At 69.9% G+C, this 15,499-nt stretch carries 15 protein-coding genes; 6 read left to right on the top strand and 9 right to left on the bottom strand.

Annotated features, from left to right (window positions below; translation table 11 throughout):
- Window positions 1-40: 40 nt before the first annotated feature.
- Both CS062_RS10360 and CS062_RS10355 read right to left on the bottom strand, forming a co-directional pair.
- Window positions 41-928, bottom strand: a complete 888-nt coding sequence (locus CS062_RS10360) for an AraC family transcriptional regulator (protein WP_099861619.1) — start codon at window positions 926-928, stop codon at window positions 41-43.
- A 37-nt stretch (window positions 929-965) separates the two neighbouring features.
- Complete coding sequence (locus tag CS062_RS10355; RefSeq protein WP_368372852.1) at window positions 966-1,874, bottom strand: LysR family transcriptional regulator; 909 nt, start codon at window positions 1,872-1,874, stop codon at window positions 966-968.
- A gap of 136 nt (window positions 1,875-2,010) precedes the next feature.
- On the opposite strand from CS062_RS10355, the gene CS062_RS10350 reads away from it, so the two are divergent.
- A complete protein-coding gene (locus CS062_RS10350; protein ID WP_099861570.1) occupies window positions 2,011-2,652 on the top strand; it encodes an NAD(P)-dependent oxidoreductase in 642 nt (213 codons plus the stop codon).
- A gap of 95 nt (window positions 2,653-2,747) precedes the next feature.
- On the opposite strand, the gene CS062_RS10345 is transcribed toward CS062_RS10350, so the two are convergent.
- Window positions 2,748-3,602 (bottom strand): 23S rRNA (adenine(2030)-N(6))-methyltransferase RlmJ, encoded by an 855-nt coding sequence (locus CS062_RS10345; RefSeq protein ID WP_099861569.1) that lies wholly within the window; start codon window positions 3,600-3,602, stop codon window positions 2,748-2,750.
- Between the two features lie 30 nt (window positions 3,603-3,632).
- Complete coding sequence (locus CS062_RS10340; RefSeq protein ID WP_099861568.1) at window positions 3,633-4,841, bottom strand: right-handed parallel beta-helix repeat-containing protein; 1,209 nt, start codon at window positions 4,839-4,841, stop codon at window positions 3,633-3,635.
- Between the two features lie 278 nt (window positions 4,842-5,119).
- On the opposite strand from CS062_RS10340, the gene CS062_RS10335 reads away from it, so the two are divergent.
- A complete protein-coding gene (locus tag CS062_RS10335; protein ID WP_099861567.1) occupies window positions 5,120-6,196 on the top strand; it encodes an alkene reductase in 1,077 nt (358 codons plus the stop codon).
- A gap of 33 nt (window positions 6,197-6,229) precedes the next feature.
- Here CS062_RS10335 and CS062_RS10330 read toward each other — a convergent pair whose 3' ends face one another.
- The 3 genes from CS062_RS10330 to CS062_RS10320 all read right to left on the bottom strand — a co-directional run bounded on the left by CS062_RS10330 (window position 6,230) and on the right by CS062_RS10320 (window position 9,218).
- On the bottom strand, window positions 6,230-6,802 hold the full coding sequence (locus tag CS062_RS10330; RefSeq protein ID WP_099861566.1) for an MOSC domain-containing protein: 573 nt from the start codon (window positions 6,800-6,802) through the stop codon (window positions 6,230-6,232).
- Window positions 6,768-8,114: a GAF domain-containing protein gene (locus CS062_RS10325; protein WP_158238737.1), complete on the bottom strand. Its 1,347-nt coding sequence runs from the start codon at window positions 8,112-8,114 to the stop codon at window positions 6,768-6,770. The genes CS062_RS10330 and CS062_RS10325 overlap by 35 nt, the downstream gene beginning before the upstream one ends.
- Before the next feature lie 174 nt (window positions 8,115-8,288).
- Window positions 8,289-9,218: a DMT family transporter gene (locus tag CS062_RS10320; RefSeq protein ID WP_099861564.1), complete on the bottom strand. Its 930-nt coding sequence runs from the start codon at window positions 9,216-9,218 to the stop codon at window positions 8,289-8,291.
- Window positions 9,219-9,325: 107 nt separating this feature from the next.
- Here CS062_RS10320 and CS062_RS10315 point away from each other — a divergent pair, with 107 nt between their 5' ends.
- On the top strand, window positions 9,326-9,796 hold the full coding sequence (locus tag CS062_RS10315) for an Lrp/AsnC family transcriptional regulator (RefSeq protein WP_099861563.1): 471 nt from the start codon (window positions 9,326-9,328) through the stop codon (window positions 9,794-9,796).
- Between the two features lie 232 nt (window positions 9,797-10,028).
- A complete protein-coding gene (locus tag CS062_RS10310) occupies window positions 10,029-11,897 on the top strand; it encodes a phosphoenolpyruvate carboxykinase (GTP) (protein WP_099861562.1) in 1,869 nt (622 codons plus the stop codon).
- Between the two features lie 201 nt (window positions 11,898-12,098).
- Here the strand turns inward: CS062_RS10310 and CS062_RS10305 are convergent, their stop codons facing one another.
- The gene (locus CS062_RS10305) at window positions 12,099-12,341 is read right to left on the bottom strand and encodes a hypothetical protein (protein WP_091729319.1); all 243 of its coding nucleotides are present in this window, start codon (window positions 12,339-12,341) and stop codon (window positions 12,099-12,101) included.
- 297 nt (window positions 12,342-12,638) lie between these two features.
- Between CS062_RS10305 and CS062_RS10300 the strand changes: the two genes are divergently transcribed.
- Entirely contained in the window at window positions 12,639-13,583 is a 945-nt protein-coding gene (locus tag CS062_RS10300) for a LysR family transcriptional regulator (protein WP_099861561.1), read from the top strand.
- Window positions 13,580-14,392 (top strand): UPF0149 family protein, encoded by an 813-nt coding sequence (locus tag CS062_RS10295; protein WP_099861560.1) that lies wholly within the window; start codon window positions 13,580-13,582, stop codon window positions 14,390-14,392. The genes CS062_RS10300 and CS062_RS10295 overlap by 4 nt, the downstream gene beginning before the upstream one ends.
- A gap of 168 nt (window positions 14,393-14,560) precedes the next feature.
- Here CS062_RS10295 and CS062_RS10290 read toward each other — a convergent pair whose 3' ends face one another.
- Complete coding sequence (locus CS062_RS10290) at window positions 14,561-15,349, bottom strand: IclR family transcriptional regulator (RefSeq protein WP_099861618.1); 789 nt, start codon at window positions 15,347-15,349, stop codon at window positions 14,561-14,563.
- Window positions 15,350-15,499: the final 150 nt, after the last annotated feature.

The raw sequence follows: 15,499 nt of genomic DNA, 5'->3' as shown, positions 1-15,499 counted from the left end.
GAACGTCGCACTGCGTGCTTCAACAAGGAAGCCGGCATCGTCAGGGCTCGCCCGGCTCGAGGTCTAGAACGTTTGTGCAGCGGCGCCGATAGTCGGCCGGCGTGAGGCGGTAGGCGCGCTGGAACCAGCGGCCCAGGTGGCTCTGGTCGGAAAAGCCGACCGCCGTCGCGACCTCCGACGGCCGATGGCCGCCCGCGAGCAGCGCCCGCGCCGCGCGCAGTCGCAGGCTGACCAGATAGGCATGCGGCGACTGGCCGAAGGCCTGCTTGAACTGCCGCGTCAGGCGGAATCGGTCCATGCCGGTGTGGGCGGCCAGTTCGTCCAGGCCGACGTCACCGGCCATGCCGTCGTGCAGGAAATCGCGGGCGCGTGCCATCGGCCGGGCGGCGTCGCCGCGCGGCGGTGCCTCGTCCAGCTGTCCGGCAAGCAGCCCGATCAGCCGGTCCAGTTGCTGGTCGCAGGCCAGGCGGCCCTCGTCGAGGTGCAGTGCCAGGAAGGCTTGCCGGATCGCCAGGCTGAGCCGGCCATCGTCGGCCAGCGTGTGCCGGAAGGCCGGCTGCAACGCGGTCAGCCCGCCCAGCTCGTGGCGTGCCAGCAGCTGCGCCGTCCAGGCCTGCGGCAGGTAGAGCATCGCGTAGGTGAAGCCGCCGGGTTCCGGCGCGTGGCCGTCGTGGATCGCGCCCGGCTCGATCAGGATCGCCCGGCCGGGCGTGCTGGTGTGCAGCGAGCGGTGGCAACGGAAGCGCTGCACGCCCTGCAGCGTGACGCCGATGAGCAGTTCGTCATGCCCGTGCGGGTCGTAGGCGTGGCCTTCGAAATGGGCGCGCACGGTCTCGATGCCGGTGCGCGCGTCACGTCGCAACTGGAGCCAGTGACCGTCCGCCGCCGCGTGGTCCGGAGCGTCCACCTTGGTCGCCGTTGGAGTCATCGTCGCCATCGCCATGCCCGCGTGAAGCCGCCGCCGATCATCCGCCGACGTCGCGGACCGCGCCGAAGGCATGGCGCAGCGCCTCGATCGCGTGCCGGACTTTGGCCGGCTGCGCATCGCGCTGCGGCGTCATCACATAGACCGGCAGCGTCGGCAGCGACCACCCTGGCAGCAGCGGCAGCAGCCGACCCTGCGCCTGCGACTCGTCGACGTCCTCCGCGCCGAGCATGGCCAGGCCCATGCCGGCCTCGCAGAACTGCTGCAGGCTGAGCTGGTTGTTGCTGCTGGCGCGCGGGCTGATGCGCAGCATCTCCTCGCGGCCATCCGGACCCGTCAGCGAGAAGCCCCGGATGGCGCCGGTGTCCGAGCGCAGGAGCAGCCAGTCGTGCCGCGTCAGGTCCGACATCGAGACCGGCACGCCGCGGCGCGCCAGGTAGGCCGGCGCCGCGTACAGGCCGACCGTCTTCTGCCCGATCCGCTGTGCCGCCCAGCTGCTGTCGGGCAGCCGGCCGAAGCGCACCGCCAGGTCGATGCGCTTGGCGACGAGGTCGGTGAAGCCGTCGTCGACTTCCAGGTGCAGGCTCAGCCCCGGATGCGCCGCCAGCAGCGGCGCCAGCGCCGGCCCGATCTGCCGCGCCGCGCCGACCGGCGCGCAGATCCGCAGCTCGCCTTCCGGGGCGTCGCGCAGGTGGTGCAGCTGGGTCTGCGCTTCGCGCGCGGCGGCCAGCATCGCCTGACAGCCCTGCACGAAGCGCTCGCCGGCGGGGGTGAGGCCGATGCGCCGGGTGGAACGGTGCAGCAGCGTGACGCCCATGTCGCGTTCCAGCGCACGCAGCTGCTGGCTCACGGCGGAGGTGGTCGTCTGCAGCTGCCGGGCCGCCGCGACCAGGCTGCCCTGTTCGACCACGGTGGCCAGCACGGCCATGCGGCGGAGTTGATCCAGCATCGAGGGATTGTGTAGAGGATCTAAAGAATGAAGGCGGATTCTGAGGACTTCATCGGCGATTGTGAAGTTCCTACAGTGGATCCCGTCGCGACGCTCCTGTCGCATCCCCTCGGAATCTCCCTCGAAAGGACCCCTCATGAAAGTCGCCCTGATCGGACCGACCGGCTTTGTCGGCAGCGAAGTGCTCAAGGAACTGCTGGCCCGTGGCCACGCGGTGACCGCGCTGGCGCGTGACCCGTCCAAGCTCGAAGCGCGCGCCGGCATGACCGTGGTCAAGGCCGACGCCAAGCAGGCGGATCAGGTGGCCGCCGCCGTCGAGGGCGTCGACGCGGTCGTCAGCGCCTTCAATCCCGGCTGGACGGTGCCGGACATCCACACCGAGTTCCTCGAAGGGACCCGCGCCATCTATGCCGGCGTGAAGCGCGCCGGCGTGAAACGCCTGCTGGTCGTTGGCGGCGCCGGCAGCCTGTACGCGGCGCCGGGCGTGCAGCTCGTCGACACGCCGGAATTCCCGGACCAGTGGAAGCAGGGTGCGCTGGCCGCCCGCGAGGCGCTCAACCTGATCCGCCAAGAGTCCTCGCTGGACTGGACCTTCCTGTCGCCGGCGGTGCACCTGGAGCCGGGCGAGCGCCGCGGCAGCTACCGCGTCAGCCTGGACACGCCGGTGATGGACGCGCAGGGGCCGGCCCATGTGTCGACCGCCGACCTGGCCGTCGCGATCGTCGACGAGCTGGAGCGCCCGCAGCACATCCGCCGGCGGTTCACGGTCGGGTATTGATCGGGCAGAGGGCGCCGCGCAAGGGCGCCGCGCAAGCGCAACGCGCGCCGTCGAGGCGCGCGTTGTCGTGGCGGGAGCGCTCCGACGCTCAGGGCTCAGGCGGTCTGCTGCTCGAGCAGGTAGTTGGCGTCGTCGTACTGGCCGAGCGTGTCCACCAGCGTGGGCAGGCATTCGGCCAGTTTGTCGTGCAGCACGAAGGGCGGATTCACGACGAACATGCCGCTGCCCATCATTCCGAAGCCGCGTTCGTCCGCCTGCGCGACGGTCAGGCGCACATGCAGCCAGCCCTTCTTCGCCGCCGGCTCGGCCGCGGCCTTCAGGCGCTGCACCAGCTGCACCGACTCGACCGTCTGCAGCTGCGGATACCAGATCGCGACGGTGCCGTCGGCAAAGCGCTGGAGCGACTCCCGCAGCGCGGCGATGACCTTGCCGTAGTCGGCCTTGATCTCGTAGGGCGGATCGATCAGCACGACGCCGCGGCGCGACGGCGGCGGCAGCTCGGCCTTCAGCGACGCGAAGCCGTCCTGCTGGAGGACCTGGGTGTTGGCCCGATCCTCCAGGTAGCTCGCGAGGATGCGGTGGTCGGTGGGATGCAGCTCGTAGCAGCGCAGCCGGTCGTCGAAGCGCATCAGCATGCGCGCGATGGCCGGTGAGCCGGGGTACTGCTCCAGCTTCTTGCCGGGGTTGAAGTCGTGCACCAGCTGCACGTACTGCTGCAGCGGCCCGGGCAGGTCCTTGCGCGCGTAGAGGGCGGCGATGCCGCCCAGGTGCTCGGCGTTCTTCTGGGCGTAGCGGCCGTCGAGCGCGTAGCCGCCGGCGCCGGCATGGGTGTCCACCACGGTGTAGGCCTTGTCCTTCTCCGCCATGTAGCGGAGCACCTCGGCCAGCACCAGGTGTTTGAGCACGTCGGCGTGGTTGCCGGCGTGGAATGCGTGTCGGTAAGCGAGCATGGGCAGGACTGTAGCGTGCCGGCCCCGGCCTCACAGCTGGAAGGCGCCCGGCGAATACGGCGTTCCCGCCGGCACTTCCTTGAGCGCGCAGGGATGCAGGTACTGCATCGCCGGCTTGAGCGGCTGCCCGTCGACCGCGCCCGGGTCGACGGCCCGTCCGATCAGCGGCGAGGCCGGCCGCAGCCGGAAGTCGAGACGGTCCGGGTCGATGAAGCTGTCCAGCTCTACGAAGTAGTTGTGGTGCTGTTCTCGGTCGGGCCCGGCCGGCAGCTCCTGCTTGCCGCACAGCAGGTTGTTGATCAGCCGCAGCTGCTGCGCGCGCTGCGCCATCCGAAGGTAGACGCCGCCCGCCGGCCGCCGGTCGACCAGCGTGTTGTTGATCAGGTGCAGCTCATGGCGCCGGTGCGTCAGCCCCTCGCTGCCGTAGGCGATCAGGTGGTAGTTCTCGGTCGACGGACTCTGCTGGATCAGGTTGCCCATCACCAGCGCCACGCCGCCGTTGGGAAACTCCAGCTCGAAGCTGGCGCGCCCGGTTTCGTCGGTCAGCCGGTTGTAGAAGATGTGGTTCACTGCCGCCCGCGACTTCAGCAGGTGGCCCGACGCGCCATGGTGGAAGTAGCTCGCCAACACCGTCAGGCGGCCGATCGCGCCGACGTAGCAGGTATGGGTGCGGCCCTCGCCAGGCGCGATGGGCCCGAAGTCGCAGGACTCGATGCGCAGCTCGATCGTCGGGTCGTTGCCGGCGAGCAGGCCGTTCTCGTTGTCCTGGAAGCGGCAGCCGCGCAGCGTCAGCGACCCGCGCTCCAGCCGCACGCCGGCGCCGTTGCGATCCGGCACGCGCGCGCCGATGAAGTCGAAGCCCTCGATCGTCATCCGCCGGCCGGTGGTGACGAAGAGGCCCTTGCCCTGCGCGTGCGCCCCATTGGCCAGCAGGCGCACCCGACCGCCGACGGCGCGCAGCGTCAGGTCGTCCTGCGGCCAGACGGCCACGTCGCCCGGGTAGTCGCCGGCCTGCACCTCCACCGTCATGCCGGGCCGGGCCTGGGCGGCCGCGGCGCCCAGCGTCTTCACCGGATGGTCAGGGCCGACCCGCAGCACGGCCGTCCCGCCGGCCGGGGCTTGCGCCCGTGACGCGGCGAGCCAGGGCGGCAGCGTCAGGAGGGCGCCCGTCCGCAGCAGCTGGCGACGGTCGACGCGGGGGGCGGCACGAGGGGGATCGAACGCGGGATCGGACGTCATCAGGGGGCTCCCAGGTCATGACGGGATCAGCGGGGCGGGATGCGCCGCGCCTGGCCGACAGGGCGCGGTAAGGGCGTGATGGCCCCCGCGCGGCCGGGCGAGTGTAGCCAAGCGACCTGGCGACCCATTGGCGCTTCCGCAAGTCCCCAGCGAGCGTCCGGGCTGTCGCCTAGGCGCAGCGCCGGCCGGGTTCGCTCGCTAAGCTGCGGCCCATCCTGAATCGGCGCCCCCCCATGCGGGCGCTTTCGCCTCACGTCCTTTCGCACTCCAGATTCACCATGCCCAGTCTCTTCGACCCCTTGCAAGTCGGCGCCGTTTCCCTGTCCAACCGCGTCGTGATGGCGCCGCTGACGCGCAACCGCTCCGTCGGCCTGGTGCCGGGGCCGCTCGCTGTCGAGTACTACCGCCAGCGCGCCTCGGCCGGCCTGATCATCAGCGAGGGCGCCCAGATCATTCCCGAGGGCCAGGGCTACCTCGACACGCCGGGGATTCACTCGCCGGAGCAGATCGCCGCCTGGAGGCAGGTCACCGACGCGGTGCATGAAGCCGGCGGCAAGATCGCCGTGCAGCTGTGGCACGTCGGCCGCATCTCCCATGCGGACTTCCAGCCCGGTGGCGCCCGGCCGCAATCGGCGACCGACCGTCCGGCCAACAGCAAGACCTTCACCAAGGACGGTTTCGTCAACGTCGCCGCGCCGCGGGCCCTGACGACCGACGAGCTGCCCGGCATCGTGCAGGCCTACGTCCATGCGGCCCATGCCGCGATGGCCGCGGGCTTCGATGCGGTCGAGGTGCACGGCGCCAACGGCTATCTGCTGGACCAGTTCCTGCGCGACAGCATCAACGATCGCACCGACGCCTACGGCGGCTCGATCGAGAACCGCGCGCGCCTGCTCCTCGAGGTGATGCAGGCGATCGCCGATGCGATCGGCGCGGATCGCACCGGGCTGCGCCTGTCGCCGGTCACGCCGGTCAATGACGCGGGCCAGGACAGCGATGCCCAGGCGCTTTTCAACTATGTCGTCGAGCAGCTGTCGCCGATGAAGCTCGCCTTCCTGCATGTGATCGAAGGCCACACCGGCGGGCCTCGTGACGTCGCGCCGTTCGACTACGGCGCGCTGCGCCAGCGCTTCAAGGGCGTCTACATCGCCAACAACGGCTACACCCGCGAGATGGCGATCGAGGCGGTGTCCACCGGCCACGCGGACGCGGTGGCCTTCGGCCGCAGCTTCATCTCGAATCCGGACCTGGTGCGCCGCCTGAGGCTCAATGCGCCGCTGCAGAAGGCTCATTCGGCCACCATGTACGGCGGCGGCGCCGAGGGGTATACGGACTATCCGGCGCTGGCGGACTGAGCGGGGGCGGGGCCCTTCACCCCGTCCGCTCGATCAGTCCTTGCCCTTGGTCTTCGACCGGAAGAGTTCGGCGATCGAGACCTCGCGCGGGCCGGGGCGGACGGTGAAGGCCTGCCCCGCCGCGATCGTGCCGGCCTGCCGCACCGCCAGGTAGAAGCCGCACCAGCCGCTCTGGGTCATCATCTTCGCGGCCTTGTTGAAGCCCATGACCGCGTTGAACTTGAAGCAGGGATAACGCGGCTCGCTGATGGCGAGCTCGCAGTCGGGAAAGACCAGCACGTCGCCGATCCATGCGTCGCCTTCGAGCAGGCCGGCGATCGACAGGTTCTCGCCCACCGCCCCCCAGGGCAGCGGGGCTTCCCAGCCGGCGACCTGCGCCTGGGCGCGCACCGTGCGCCAGAAGTCGTAATGCTCGGTGGGGTAGGCGTAGACGGCCTTGGACAGGCCGCCGTGCACGCTGGGATCGGCTTGCTCGTCGCCGTCCAGGCCGAGGGGGTGCACCTCGCGCGCATCGGCCACCGGCCGCTTGCGGATGCCGGTCATCACCGGCCGGCCATCGATGAGCAGCGGTTCAGCGCGGGCCGTGTTCAGACTGATCAGTTGCATCCGGCGATTCTGCCGCAGGCCTTGACGTCGCCTCGGGGCGGAAGGCCGCCGGCGTGGTCTCGACGAGGCCGGACTCCTGCCCGCGCAGCGCATCGCGCAGGACGTCGAGCTCACGCGCCTGATGGCGCTCTCGCCGCAGGTGCTCGAGGGCGAAGGACAGGTCGCCGGCCATCTCGTCCAGGAGGCCCAGCACCTGCGGATCGAAGAAGCCGGGCTCGCCGGCGAGCAGGCTCAGCGCGCCCACCACCTCGCCGCCGCGGCGCAACGGGAAGGCCGCCATCGACTCGACGCCCGGCGGGATCAGCGGCGCGCCGGGCACGGTGAGGCTGGGGTCCTCGAGCGCGCGGTTGCTGACCTGGTGCGTCCCCTCGAGGATGGCGCGGGTCGCCATCGAGCTCCGCGCGAACGGGGCATCCCGCCGCCAGCGCTGCGGCGCGCCGGGCATCAGGCGGTCGGCGGGACCGTGCTCGGCGACGCGCTCGAAATGGTCGCCGTCGACCAGCACCACCGCCGCGAAGCGCGCATGGCCGGTCTCGACGCAGATGCGGCACAGGTCGTCGAACAGGTGCTGCTCGGCCCGGGGATCGTCGAAGGCCTCGGCCTCGCGGCGCACGATGCGCTGGTTGGTCTGCGACAGCGCCTGGTAGAGCCGCTGCAGCCGCTGGCGGGAGTCCAGGCCGGCGCGGCGCTCCTCGTCGTAGCGGGTCCAGACGGTGCAGACGACGATGCCGCACAGGCCCGCGGTGAGCAGCACCAGCAGCAGGCCGAGGTGGGCGGCGTCGGTGGCGCCCTGCCGGGCGCGTTCGGTGTCGACGCGGGCCTGGCTGAGCTGGAAGGCGATCAGCTCGTCGAGCAGGCGCATCGTCGCCAGGCGGCGCTGGTTGAGATCCCTCAAGGCTTCGGGCGTCGGCGGCAGGTTGGCGGTCAGCGCAGCCCAGAGCTGGTCCAGCTGCGGTTGGGTGCGGGCGATCAGGGCCGTCTCGGCCGGCACCATGCGGGTGGCCAGGTAGCGACGCCAGAGCTCGCGGGTGGCATCGGTCAGGCGGCGGCCGGCGCTGTCCAGCTGTGCGGCATCGGGTTGCTGCGCCTGGGTGATCAGCAGCGCGCCCAGCTGTTGCGCGCCGAGCGTGTGCTCGATCTCCCGCAGCAGGTCCACCGGCACGAGGCGGTCCTCATAGAGGGATTGCGCGATGCCGGCCAACCGGTTCGATTGCCACCACCCCAGCAGCGCCGACGCGGCCACCAGCGCGAGCGCGAGGCCGAGGACCAGGTACAGGCGGGCGCGGAGGCTGAGACCGGTGGGAGCGGACATGAGCGTCGGGAACCTCGCGGTGGACGCGCCGAGCATAGGGGCTTTCGGCGTGCCGGCGCGGTCCCGGCGGGTCGGGACTTGCCCGAGCGGCGCGTGGGCGCCGGCAGGCGGTTGCCGGTCGAGTTCCGCTCCCGACGGGGATGTGAAGCGCTGCCCGCGGCGCTTCGGCGTGGTTCAGCGGGGCGCGTTGCTCGCCCGGACGGCGAGCACCACGCCCAGGCTGACCACCATCACACCCAGGGCGGTCAGCGCCGTGGGCGATTCGCCCAGCAGCGGGATGGCCAGCATCGTCGCCAGTACCGGGGCGAGCGCGCCCACCATCGCGCACTTCGGCGCCCCAAGCAGTCGGATCGACATGCCGTACAGCAGCGTCGAGAACAGGCCGACCCCGACACCCTGGACCGCGGCGAACATCAGCAGCTCGTTCACCGGCGCTGCCGCGAGCCGGGACTCCACGAGTCCGGAGCCGACCAGGGCGGCGAGCGCGACCACCGACGGGTAGGTCACGACCATGACGCCGGACAGCGGGTCCAGTCCCGCCAGCCGCAGGCCATGGGTGTAGATCCCCCAGAGCAGGCTGGCGAGCAGCAGCACGCCCGCGCCCACCAGGGCATGCGGCGACTGCGCGCCGAAACCCCACACCATCAGGGCCACGCCGACCAGGATCAGCGCCAGCCGCCGCAGGCGCGGGGCGGAGACCGGCTCACGCCACAGCAGCCAGCCGATCACCGCGAAGGACACCGGCGTGGTGCCGGCGATGAGCGCGCTGACATGCGCGGCGGAGGTGAACTTGCCGCCGAGCGAGGCGATCAGGAAGAAGGGCAGGCCCGCGCCGCAGGCCACCATGACCCAGCATTTCGCCGGCAGCGCCTTGAGCGCGGCCAGTCGCGAGGGCAGGAAGGGCGCCAGCGCGAGCGCGGGCACCAGGAAGCGGATCAGCGCCACGTCGGTGGGCGCGAGGCTCGAGGCGCCGATGGCGCGGATCGACAGCGAGAAGCTGGCCCAGATCACCAGCGTCAGGCCCATCGTCAGCCAGCCCACCCATGGGCGGGGCGGTGCGGCGGGAAATGGCAGCGGCGAGGAGGTGGGCTGGAGGGACTTCATGGCGCTCTCGGGGGATCCGCGAATTCTCGATTCGGGGGTCCGGCGGAAGCGTTCAAAGTCGCGAGGAAAGTCCTAGCGAATTGGCAGAAACTGCTAAGGTGCTTGGGATGGACAGCAAGGACTACCAAATCATCGCCGCCCTTCAAGCCAACGGGCGAATGACCAACCAGGAGTTGTCGGAGCAGGTGAGCCTGACGCCGACGCCCTGCCTGCGCCGGCTGCGGATGCTGGAGGAGTCCGGGATGATCCGTGGCTACACGGCGGTCGTGGACGAGGAGGCCTTCGGCCTGCCGGTGACGGCCTTCGTCGGCGTGAAGCTGAAGGAGCACACCGCCGACGCGGTCCGCAAGTTCGAACGGGCCATCCAGGCCGTCGATGCGGTGCTGGACTGCTACGTGATGACCGGGCAGGTGGATTACCTGCTGCGCGTCCTGACGCAGAGCCTGAAGGACTACGAACGCTTCGTCCGGCAGGAGCTGCACGCCATTCCGGGCATCCAGTCCATCGATACCAGCTTCGCCTATGGGCGGGTGAAGCGCAGCGTGGTGTTCCCCAGCGTGGGGGAGGGCACCCGCTGACGCGAGGCGGTCCTGGACCGCCCCGGCATCAATCCATTCCAGAAACGCATAACCCCGCCGAGCACGCGAGTTACGGCGTGATTACATTGGAACCAGTGTTCGGCGAGACACCCGCGATGACGTGCGGCATTGGGTCAGCTCCGCGGTCTTCTCCTCTGTCAGACAGAGCGGGAAGCCACCGGAACGGAGCTGACCCAATTCCGCTTTTCATATCCTCAGATCGGAAATCGCCATGAACCAACCTGTAATGGAAGGCTTGCGCCTGAACGTGCCGGCTTACGTCAAACACCAGCGCCTGGTCGCCTGGGTCGCCGAGATCGCCGCGCTCACCGAAGCCAAGGACGTCTACTGGTGCGACGGCAGCCAGGCCGAGTACGACCGCCTGTGCCAGCAGCTCGTTGACGCCGGCACCTTCCAGAAGCTGAACCCGGCCAAGCGTCCGGGCAGCTATCTCGCCTGGAGCGACCCCAGCGACGTCGCGCGCGTCGAGGACCGCACTTTCATCTGCACCAAGGACAAGGCCGACGCCGGGCCGACCAACAACTGGATGGCGCCGGCCGAGATGCGCACGCTGCTGCAGACCGGCGACCAGGCGCTGTTCAAGGGCGCCATGCGCGGCCGCACGCTCTACGTGGTGCCGTTCTCGATGGGCCCGATCGGCTCCCCGATCGCCCACATCGGCGTCGAGCTGTCCGACAGCCCCTACGTCGCCGTGAACATGCGCATCATGACCCGCATGGGTCGCGCGGTCCTGGACACCCTGGGCGACAACGGTGAGTTCGTGCCCTGCGTCCACACCGTCGGCGCGCCGCTCGAACCCGGCCAGGCCGACGTCAAGTGGCCCTGCAACAAGACGAAGTACATCGTCCATTACCCCGAGACCCGTGAGATCTGGTCCTACGGCTCCGGCTACGGCGGTAACGCGCTGCTGGGCAAGAAGTGCTTCGCGCTGCGGATCGCCTCGACGATGGGCCGCGACCAGGGCTGGCTGGCCGAGCACATGCTGGTGCTGGGCGTCACCTCGCCCGAAGGCAGGAAGCACCATGTCGCCGCCGCCTTCCCCAGCGCCTGCGGCAAGACCAACTTCGCGATGCTGATCCCGCCCGCCGGCTTCGAGGGCTGGAAGGTCACCACCATCGGCGACGACATCGCCTGGATCAAGCCCGGCAAGGACGGCCGTCTGTACGCGATCAATCCGGAAGCCGGCTACTTCGGCGTCGCCCCGGGCACGAATTCGCAGACCAACCCGAACTGCATGGCCAGCCTGGACAAGAACGTCATCTTCACCAACGTCGCGCTGACCGACGATGGCGACGTCTGGTGGGAAGGCATGACCGACACGCCGCCCGCGCACCTGATCGACTGGCAGGGCAAGGACTGGACGCCCGCGATCGCCAAGGAAACCGGCGCCAAGGCCGCGCATCCGAACGCGCGCTTCACCGTCGCCGCGACCAACAATCCGGCGCTGGATGCCGAGTGGGACAACCCCGCCGGCGTGCCGATCGACGCCTTCATCTTCGGCGGACGTCGCTCGACGACCGTGCCGCTGGTGACCCAGGCGCGCGACTGGACCGAGGGCGTCTACATGGCCGCCACCATGGGCTCGGAAACGACCGCCGCGGCCGCCGGCCAGCAGGGGGTGGTGCGCCGCGACCCGTTCGCGATGCTGCCCTTCATGGGCTACAACATGGCGGACTACTTCCAGCACTGGCTGACGCTGGGCGCCAAGCTCGCGCAGTCCGGCGCGAAGCTGCCGGCGATCTTCTGCGTCAACTGGTTCCGCAAGGGCGCCGACGGCAAGTTCGTCTGGCCCGGGTACGGCGAGAACATGCGCGTGCTGAAGTGGATGCTCGAACGCGTGGACGGCCAGGGGGCGGGCGTGGAGCATGCCTTCGGCACCAGCCCGCGCTACGAGGACCTGAACTGGCAAGGACTGGCCTTCACGCCGGAACAGTTCAAGACGGTCACCCAGATCTCGAACGAGGACTGGGCGACCGAGCTCAAGCTGCACGACGAGCTCTTCACCCAGCTGGCCCAGGGCCTGCCGGCCGAACTGCCGGCCACCAAGGCCAGGATAGAACAGCGCCTGGCCCAGGCCTGATCGACCGCGGGCCCACACCGGCCCGCAGCCCCGAGGGCGGCGCCTACACCGGCGCCGCAAAAGGCAAAGCCCGCTCGAAGCGATTCGAAGCGGGCTTTTGTTTTGCTCGGCTTGGAGCGCCTTTCAAGGAGAGCCTGCGCTCACCTCACTAGGTTCCTGGCTTCGCGACCGGGCCTGTACAGCGCCCGGTGGGCCGGCAGTTCAGCCGTTGCGACGGGCGTTGGCGGCGCGCAGTTCAGCGGCGAAGGAGGGCATGCTCTCTTCGTACTGGGCGGCGAGGGCCAGCAGCTCGCGCTCGGCGCGGGCCATCTTGGCCGACTCGATGCGGGCCTTCACGTTGGTGATCGTGCGGGCCCAGACGCGGGCACCGATGGTGGCGAACGTGCCGCCGCGACGCACCGTGCGGCTCAGCGGCAGACCGAAGGTTTGGGTAGCGACGCTCATGGCGATTTCCTTTGATTGGCTTGGTTTTGCGGCTCTGTAGAACCGACGGAACGAACTATAGGGTTTCCCCTAGGAATGACGCCAATGAAAGATGGGCATCGAATGTATAAACGCCGTGCATATCATTGCGCGGCTTGCGGCTGGACCGTGACCTGAATCACGGGATGCGTCGCGACCTGCCAAGGAATGCACAGCCGGCACCCCCGTCCACCTCTTGAGGGCCACCCGGCGAAGGGTGCCGAGACGCCGACATCTCCCTGTTTCCCGTGAAGAAGTGCCTGCCTTGGAGGGGCCGCGATGAGCTTCCGTAACCTCGATCTCAACCTCTTGAAGGTCTTCGACGCCGTGATGGCGGAGCGCTCGATGACCCGGGCCGCGGAGCGGCTGTCGATGACGCAGCCGGCGGTGAGCCATGCGCTCAAGCGGCTGCGGGAGGCGCTGGGCGAGGACCTGTTCGTGCGTCAGGCCTTCGGCATGAAGCCCACTTCCCGCGCCGAGGGCTTGTGGCCGGAGGTCCGGTCGGCCTTGACCCGCCTGCGGGTGGCGCTCGATCCGGGCGACTATCAGCCGGGATCCGAGGAATACACCTTCCGGCTGGCGATGGCCGACGCCACCGCGGCGCTGATCCTGCCGCCGCTGATGCAGCAGCTGGAGCGGATGCGGGCGCTGGCCAATGTCCATGTGCTGCCGCTGACGACCCGCGATCCCCGCTCGCTGCTGGAGCAGGGCGAGGCCGACTTCGCGCTGGGCTACTTTCCGACCGCCGTCGCCGCGCTCAAGGGGCAGGGCGACATGGCGGCCATCCGCCAGCAACGGCTCTATGACTCCTACTACGTCTGCGTGATGCGGCGTGGCCACCCGCTGGCGGACCAGGAGCTGACGCTGGACGTCTTCTGCCAGGCGCATCACCTGCTGGTGAGCTTCTCCGGCCGGCCTTACGGCTTCGTCGACGAGGCGCTGGCGGCGCTCAAGCGCAGCCGCCGGATCGCGTTGACGGTCAACCAGTTCTTCACCGCCGGACGGGTGGTCGCCCATTCCGATCTGCTGACGGTGCTCCCCCAATCCTTCATCACGGCCACCGGTTATCAGGAGTCGCTGATCTACCGACCGCTGCCGATGCAGCTCTCGCCGGTGCATGTGGACCTGCTCTGGCATCTGCGCAATGAAGACCGCAGCGCCCAGCGCTGGATGCGCGAACGGCTGATCGATTCGGTCGCGCCCGGCGACAATCGCGCCCCATGAGCATTGCCCACGACCTTTCCGACGCCGAGTTCGACGAACTCGACGACCTCCTCGCCGCCACGCCGGCGCCGCTCGAGCCGCTCGACGCGTCGATGCTGGACGGCTACCTGGCCGGCGTGCTGGTGCAGCCGCGCCTGATCCCGATCGAGGAGTGGCTGCCGCCGATCTTCGACTACGAAGGTCGCCCGCTGCCCGACGACGTCGATCCTGCCTGGCTCGCCCGCATCCGCTCGCTGGTGGAGCGCCGCTTCGCCTCGCTGAACCACAGCATGCTGGAGCAGGGCTGGTTCTACCCGTTGGTGCTGGACCTGGACGCCGAAGACGAGGCCACCGGCGAGGGCGGCGATGAGGCCGAGGAGCGGGCGGAAGACGCCGTCGAAGCCGCCGCCGAGATCGCGGCCGCCGAAGGCATCGATCCCGACGCGGTGACGCCGCCCGAGGATCCGATCACCCGCGCGCTGCTGCCGTGGGTCGGCGGCTTTGAATATGCCGCGGTCACCTTCCCCGACCTGCACGAGCAGGCCGACGACAACGTCAACGCGCTGCTCGCCCGCTTGTACCGCCACCTGCCGGCCGAGACGCCGGAGGAGCGGGAGATCGTCGAGCTGCTGGACCGGGAACACCCGCTCAAGAACATCGACGAGGCCATCGAGGATCTGATCCTGACCGTGGTCGACCTCCAGGAAGCGACCGAGTCGCAGCGCTATCACGTCGAGCAGGTCCGCCGCGACACGCCCAAGCTGGGCCGCAACGATCCCTGCCATTGCGGCTCGGGCAAGAAGTTCAAGAACTGCCACGGCGCCGCCTGATCGCCTTGCCACGAGGCCGCCGTCGCTGAGGCGGGCGGCCTGATTCGAACTGACGCCGGCCTTGCGCCGGCGTTCTTCATCGGGGGCCGATCGAGCGAGGCGGGGAGGATGGACGCCCCCCACCGCTTCAAGCGCATGCGGCCTTCGTCGGCTTGCGCGTCGAGGCGCTCAGGTGCCGCCGCTGAACTGGTCGATGCTGAGCCCGCGCAACCCGGCCTCGAGCCGCGCGACATCGCCACCCAGCAGCCGCGTCGCTTCGCGGGCCGCGCCCAGCACCGCCTGGCACGCTGCGAGCATCGTCGTCGGCGGCGAGAGGCGGATGCGCGGTCCGGACACCGCGATCGCCCCGTGGGCCCGTCCGTCGACACCGAACACCGGCGCCGCGACCGAGGCGGTGTCCGGCTCCCGCTCGCCGTAGGAATCGGCCCAGGCCCGCGTGCGGATCACCTCCAAGTCCGCGCTCAGGTCTTCCGAGAACGCGCACAGCACCTTGCCCGAGGCGCCCTGGCGCAAGGCGTATTGCTGGCCCACCGCCACCGCGGCGCGCACCGAGCGTGCCGGTTCCCAGCGGTAAAGCGCGATGCGGGCGTCGCCGTGCCGGACGTAGAAGGACGCGGTCTCGCCGGTCTCGGCGCTGAGCTGCTTGAGCAGCGGTTCCACCGCCGGCCCGACCTGGAATGAGCGCTGGTAGATCGTCGCCAACCGCAGCGGCGCCGGGCCGATCGCGTACTGCCCGTCGGGCAGCCGGCGCACGAAGCCACCGTGTTCCAGCGCGCCCAGCAGCCGAAGCACCGTGCTCTTGTAGAGGTCGGTCCGGCGCGCCAGCTCGGCCAGCGAGAGGCCGTCCTCGTCCTGACCGAAGGCCCCCAGGAGCGCGAAGGCGCGGTCGAGGACCGCGACCCCGCTGGTGTCGGTGCCGGATTCGGCGCGCGCCGCGGATCCGTCTCCCGAGGCGATGGGAGGCGCGGCGGGCCGGGCGGATGGAGGAGCGCTGTTTCGTTCGGGCACGGGTAATCCCTGGTCCACGGCTCTTTTCAGGGCCTGGTTGTCGTCCTACAGTTCTATCAGACAAATCAACGTTCTGCTAGATAGAACAAACACGGAGAC

The organism is Roseateles chitinivorans, assembly GCF_002761755.1.
Lineage (GTDB): Bacteria > Pseudomonadota > Gammaproteobacteria > Burkholderiales > Burkholderiaceae_C > Roseateles > Roseateles chitinivorans.
The sequence above is the reverse complement of the archived record's forward strand: the minus strand, read 5'-3'. Positions and strand labels throughout refer to the sequence as shown.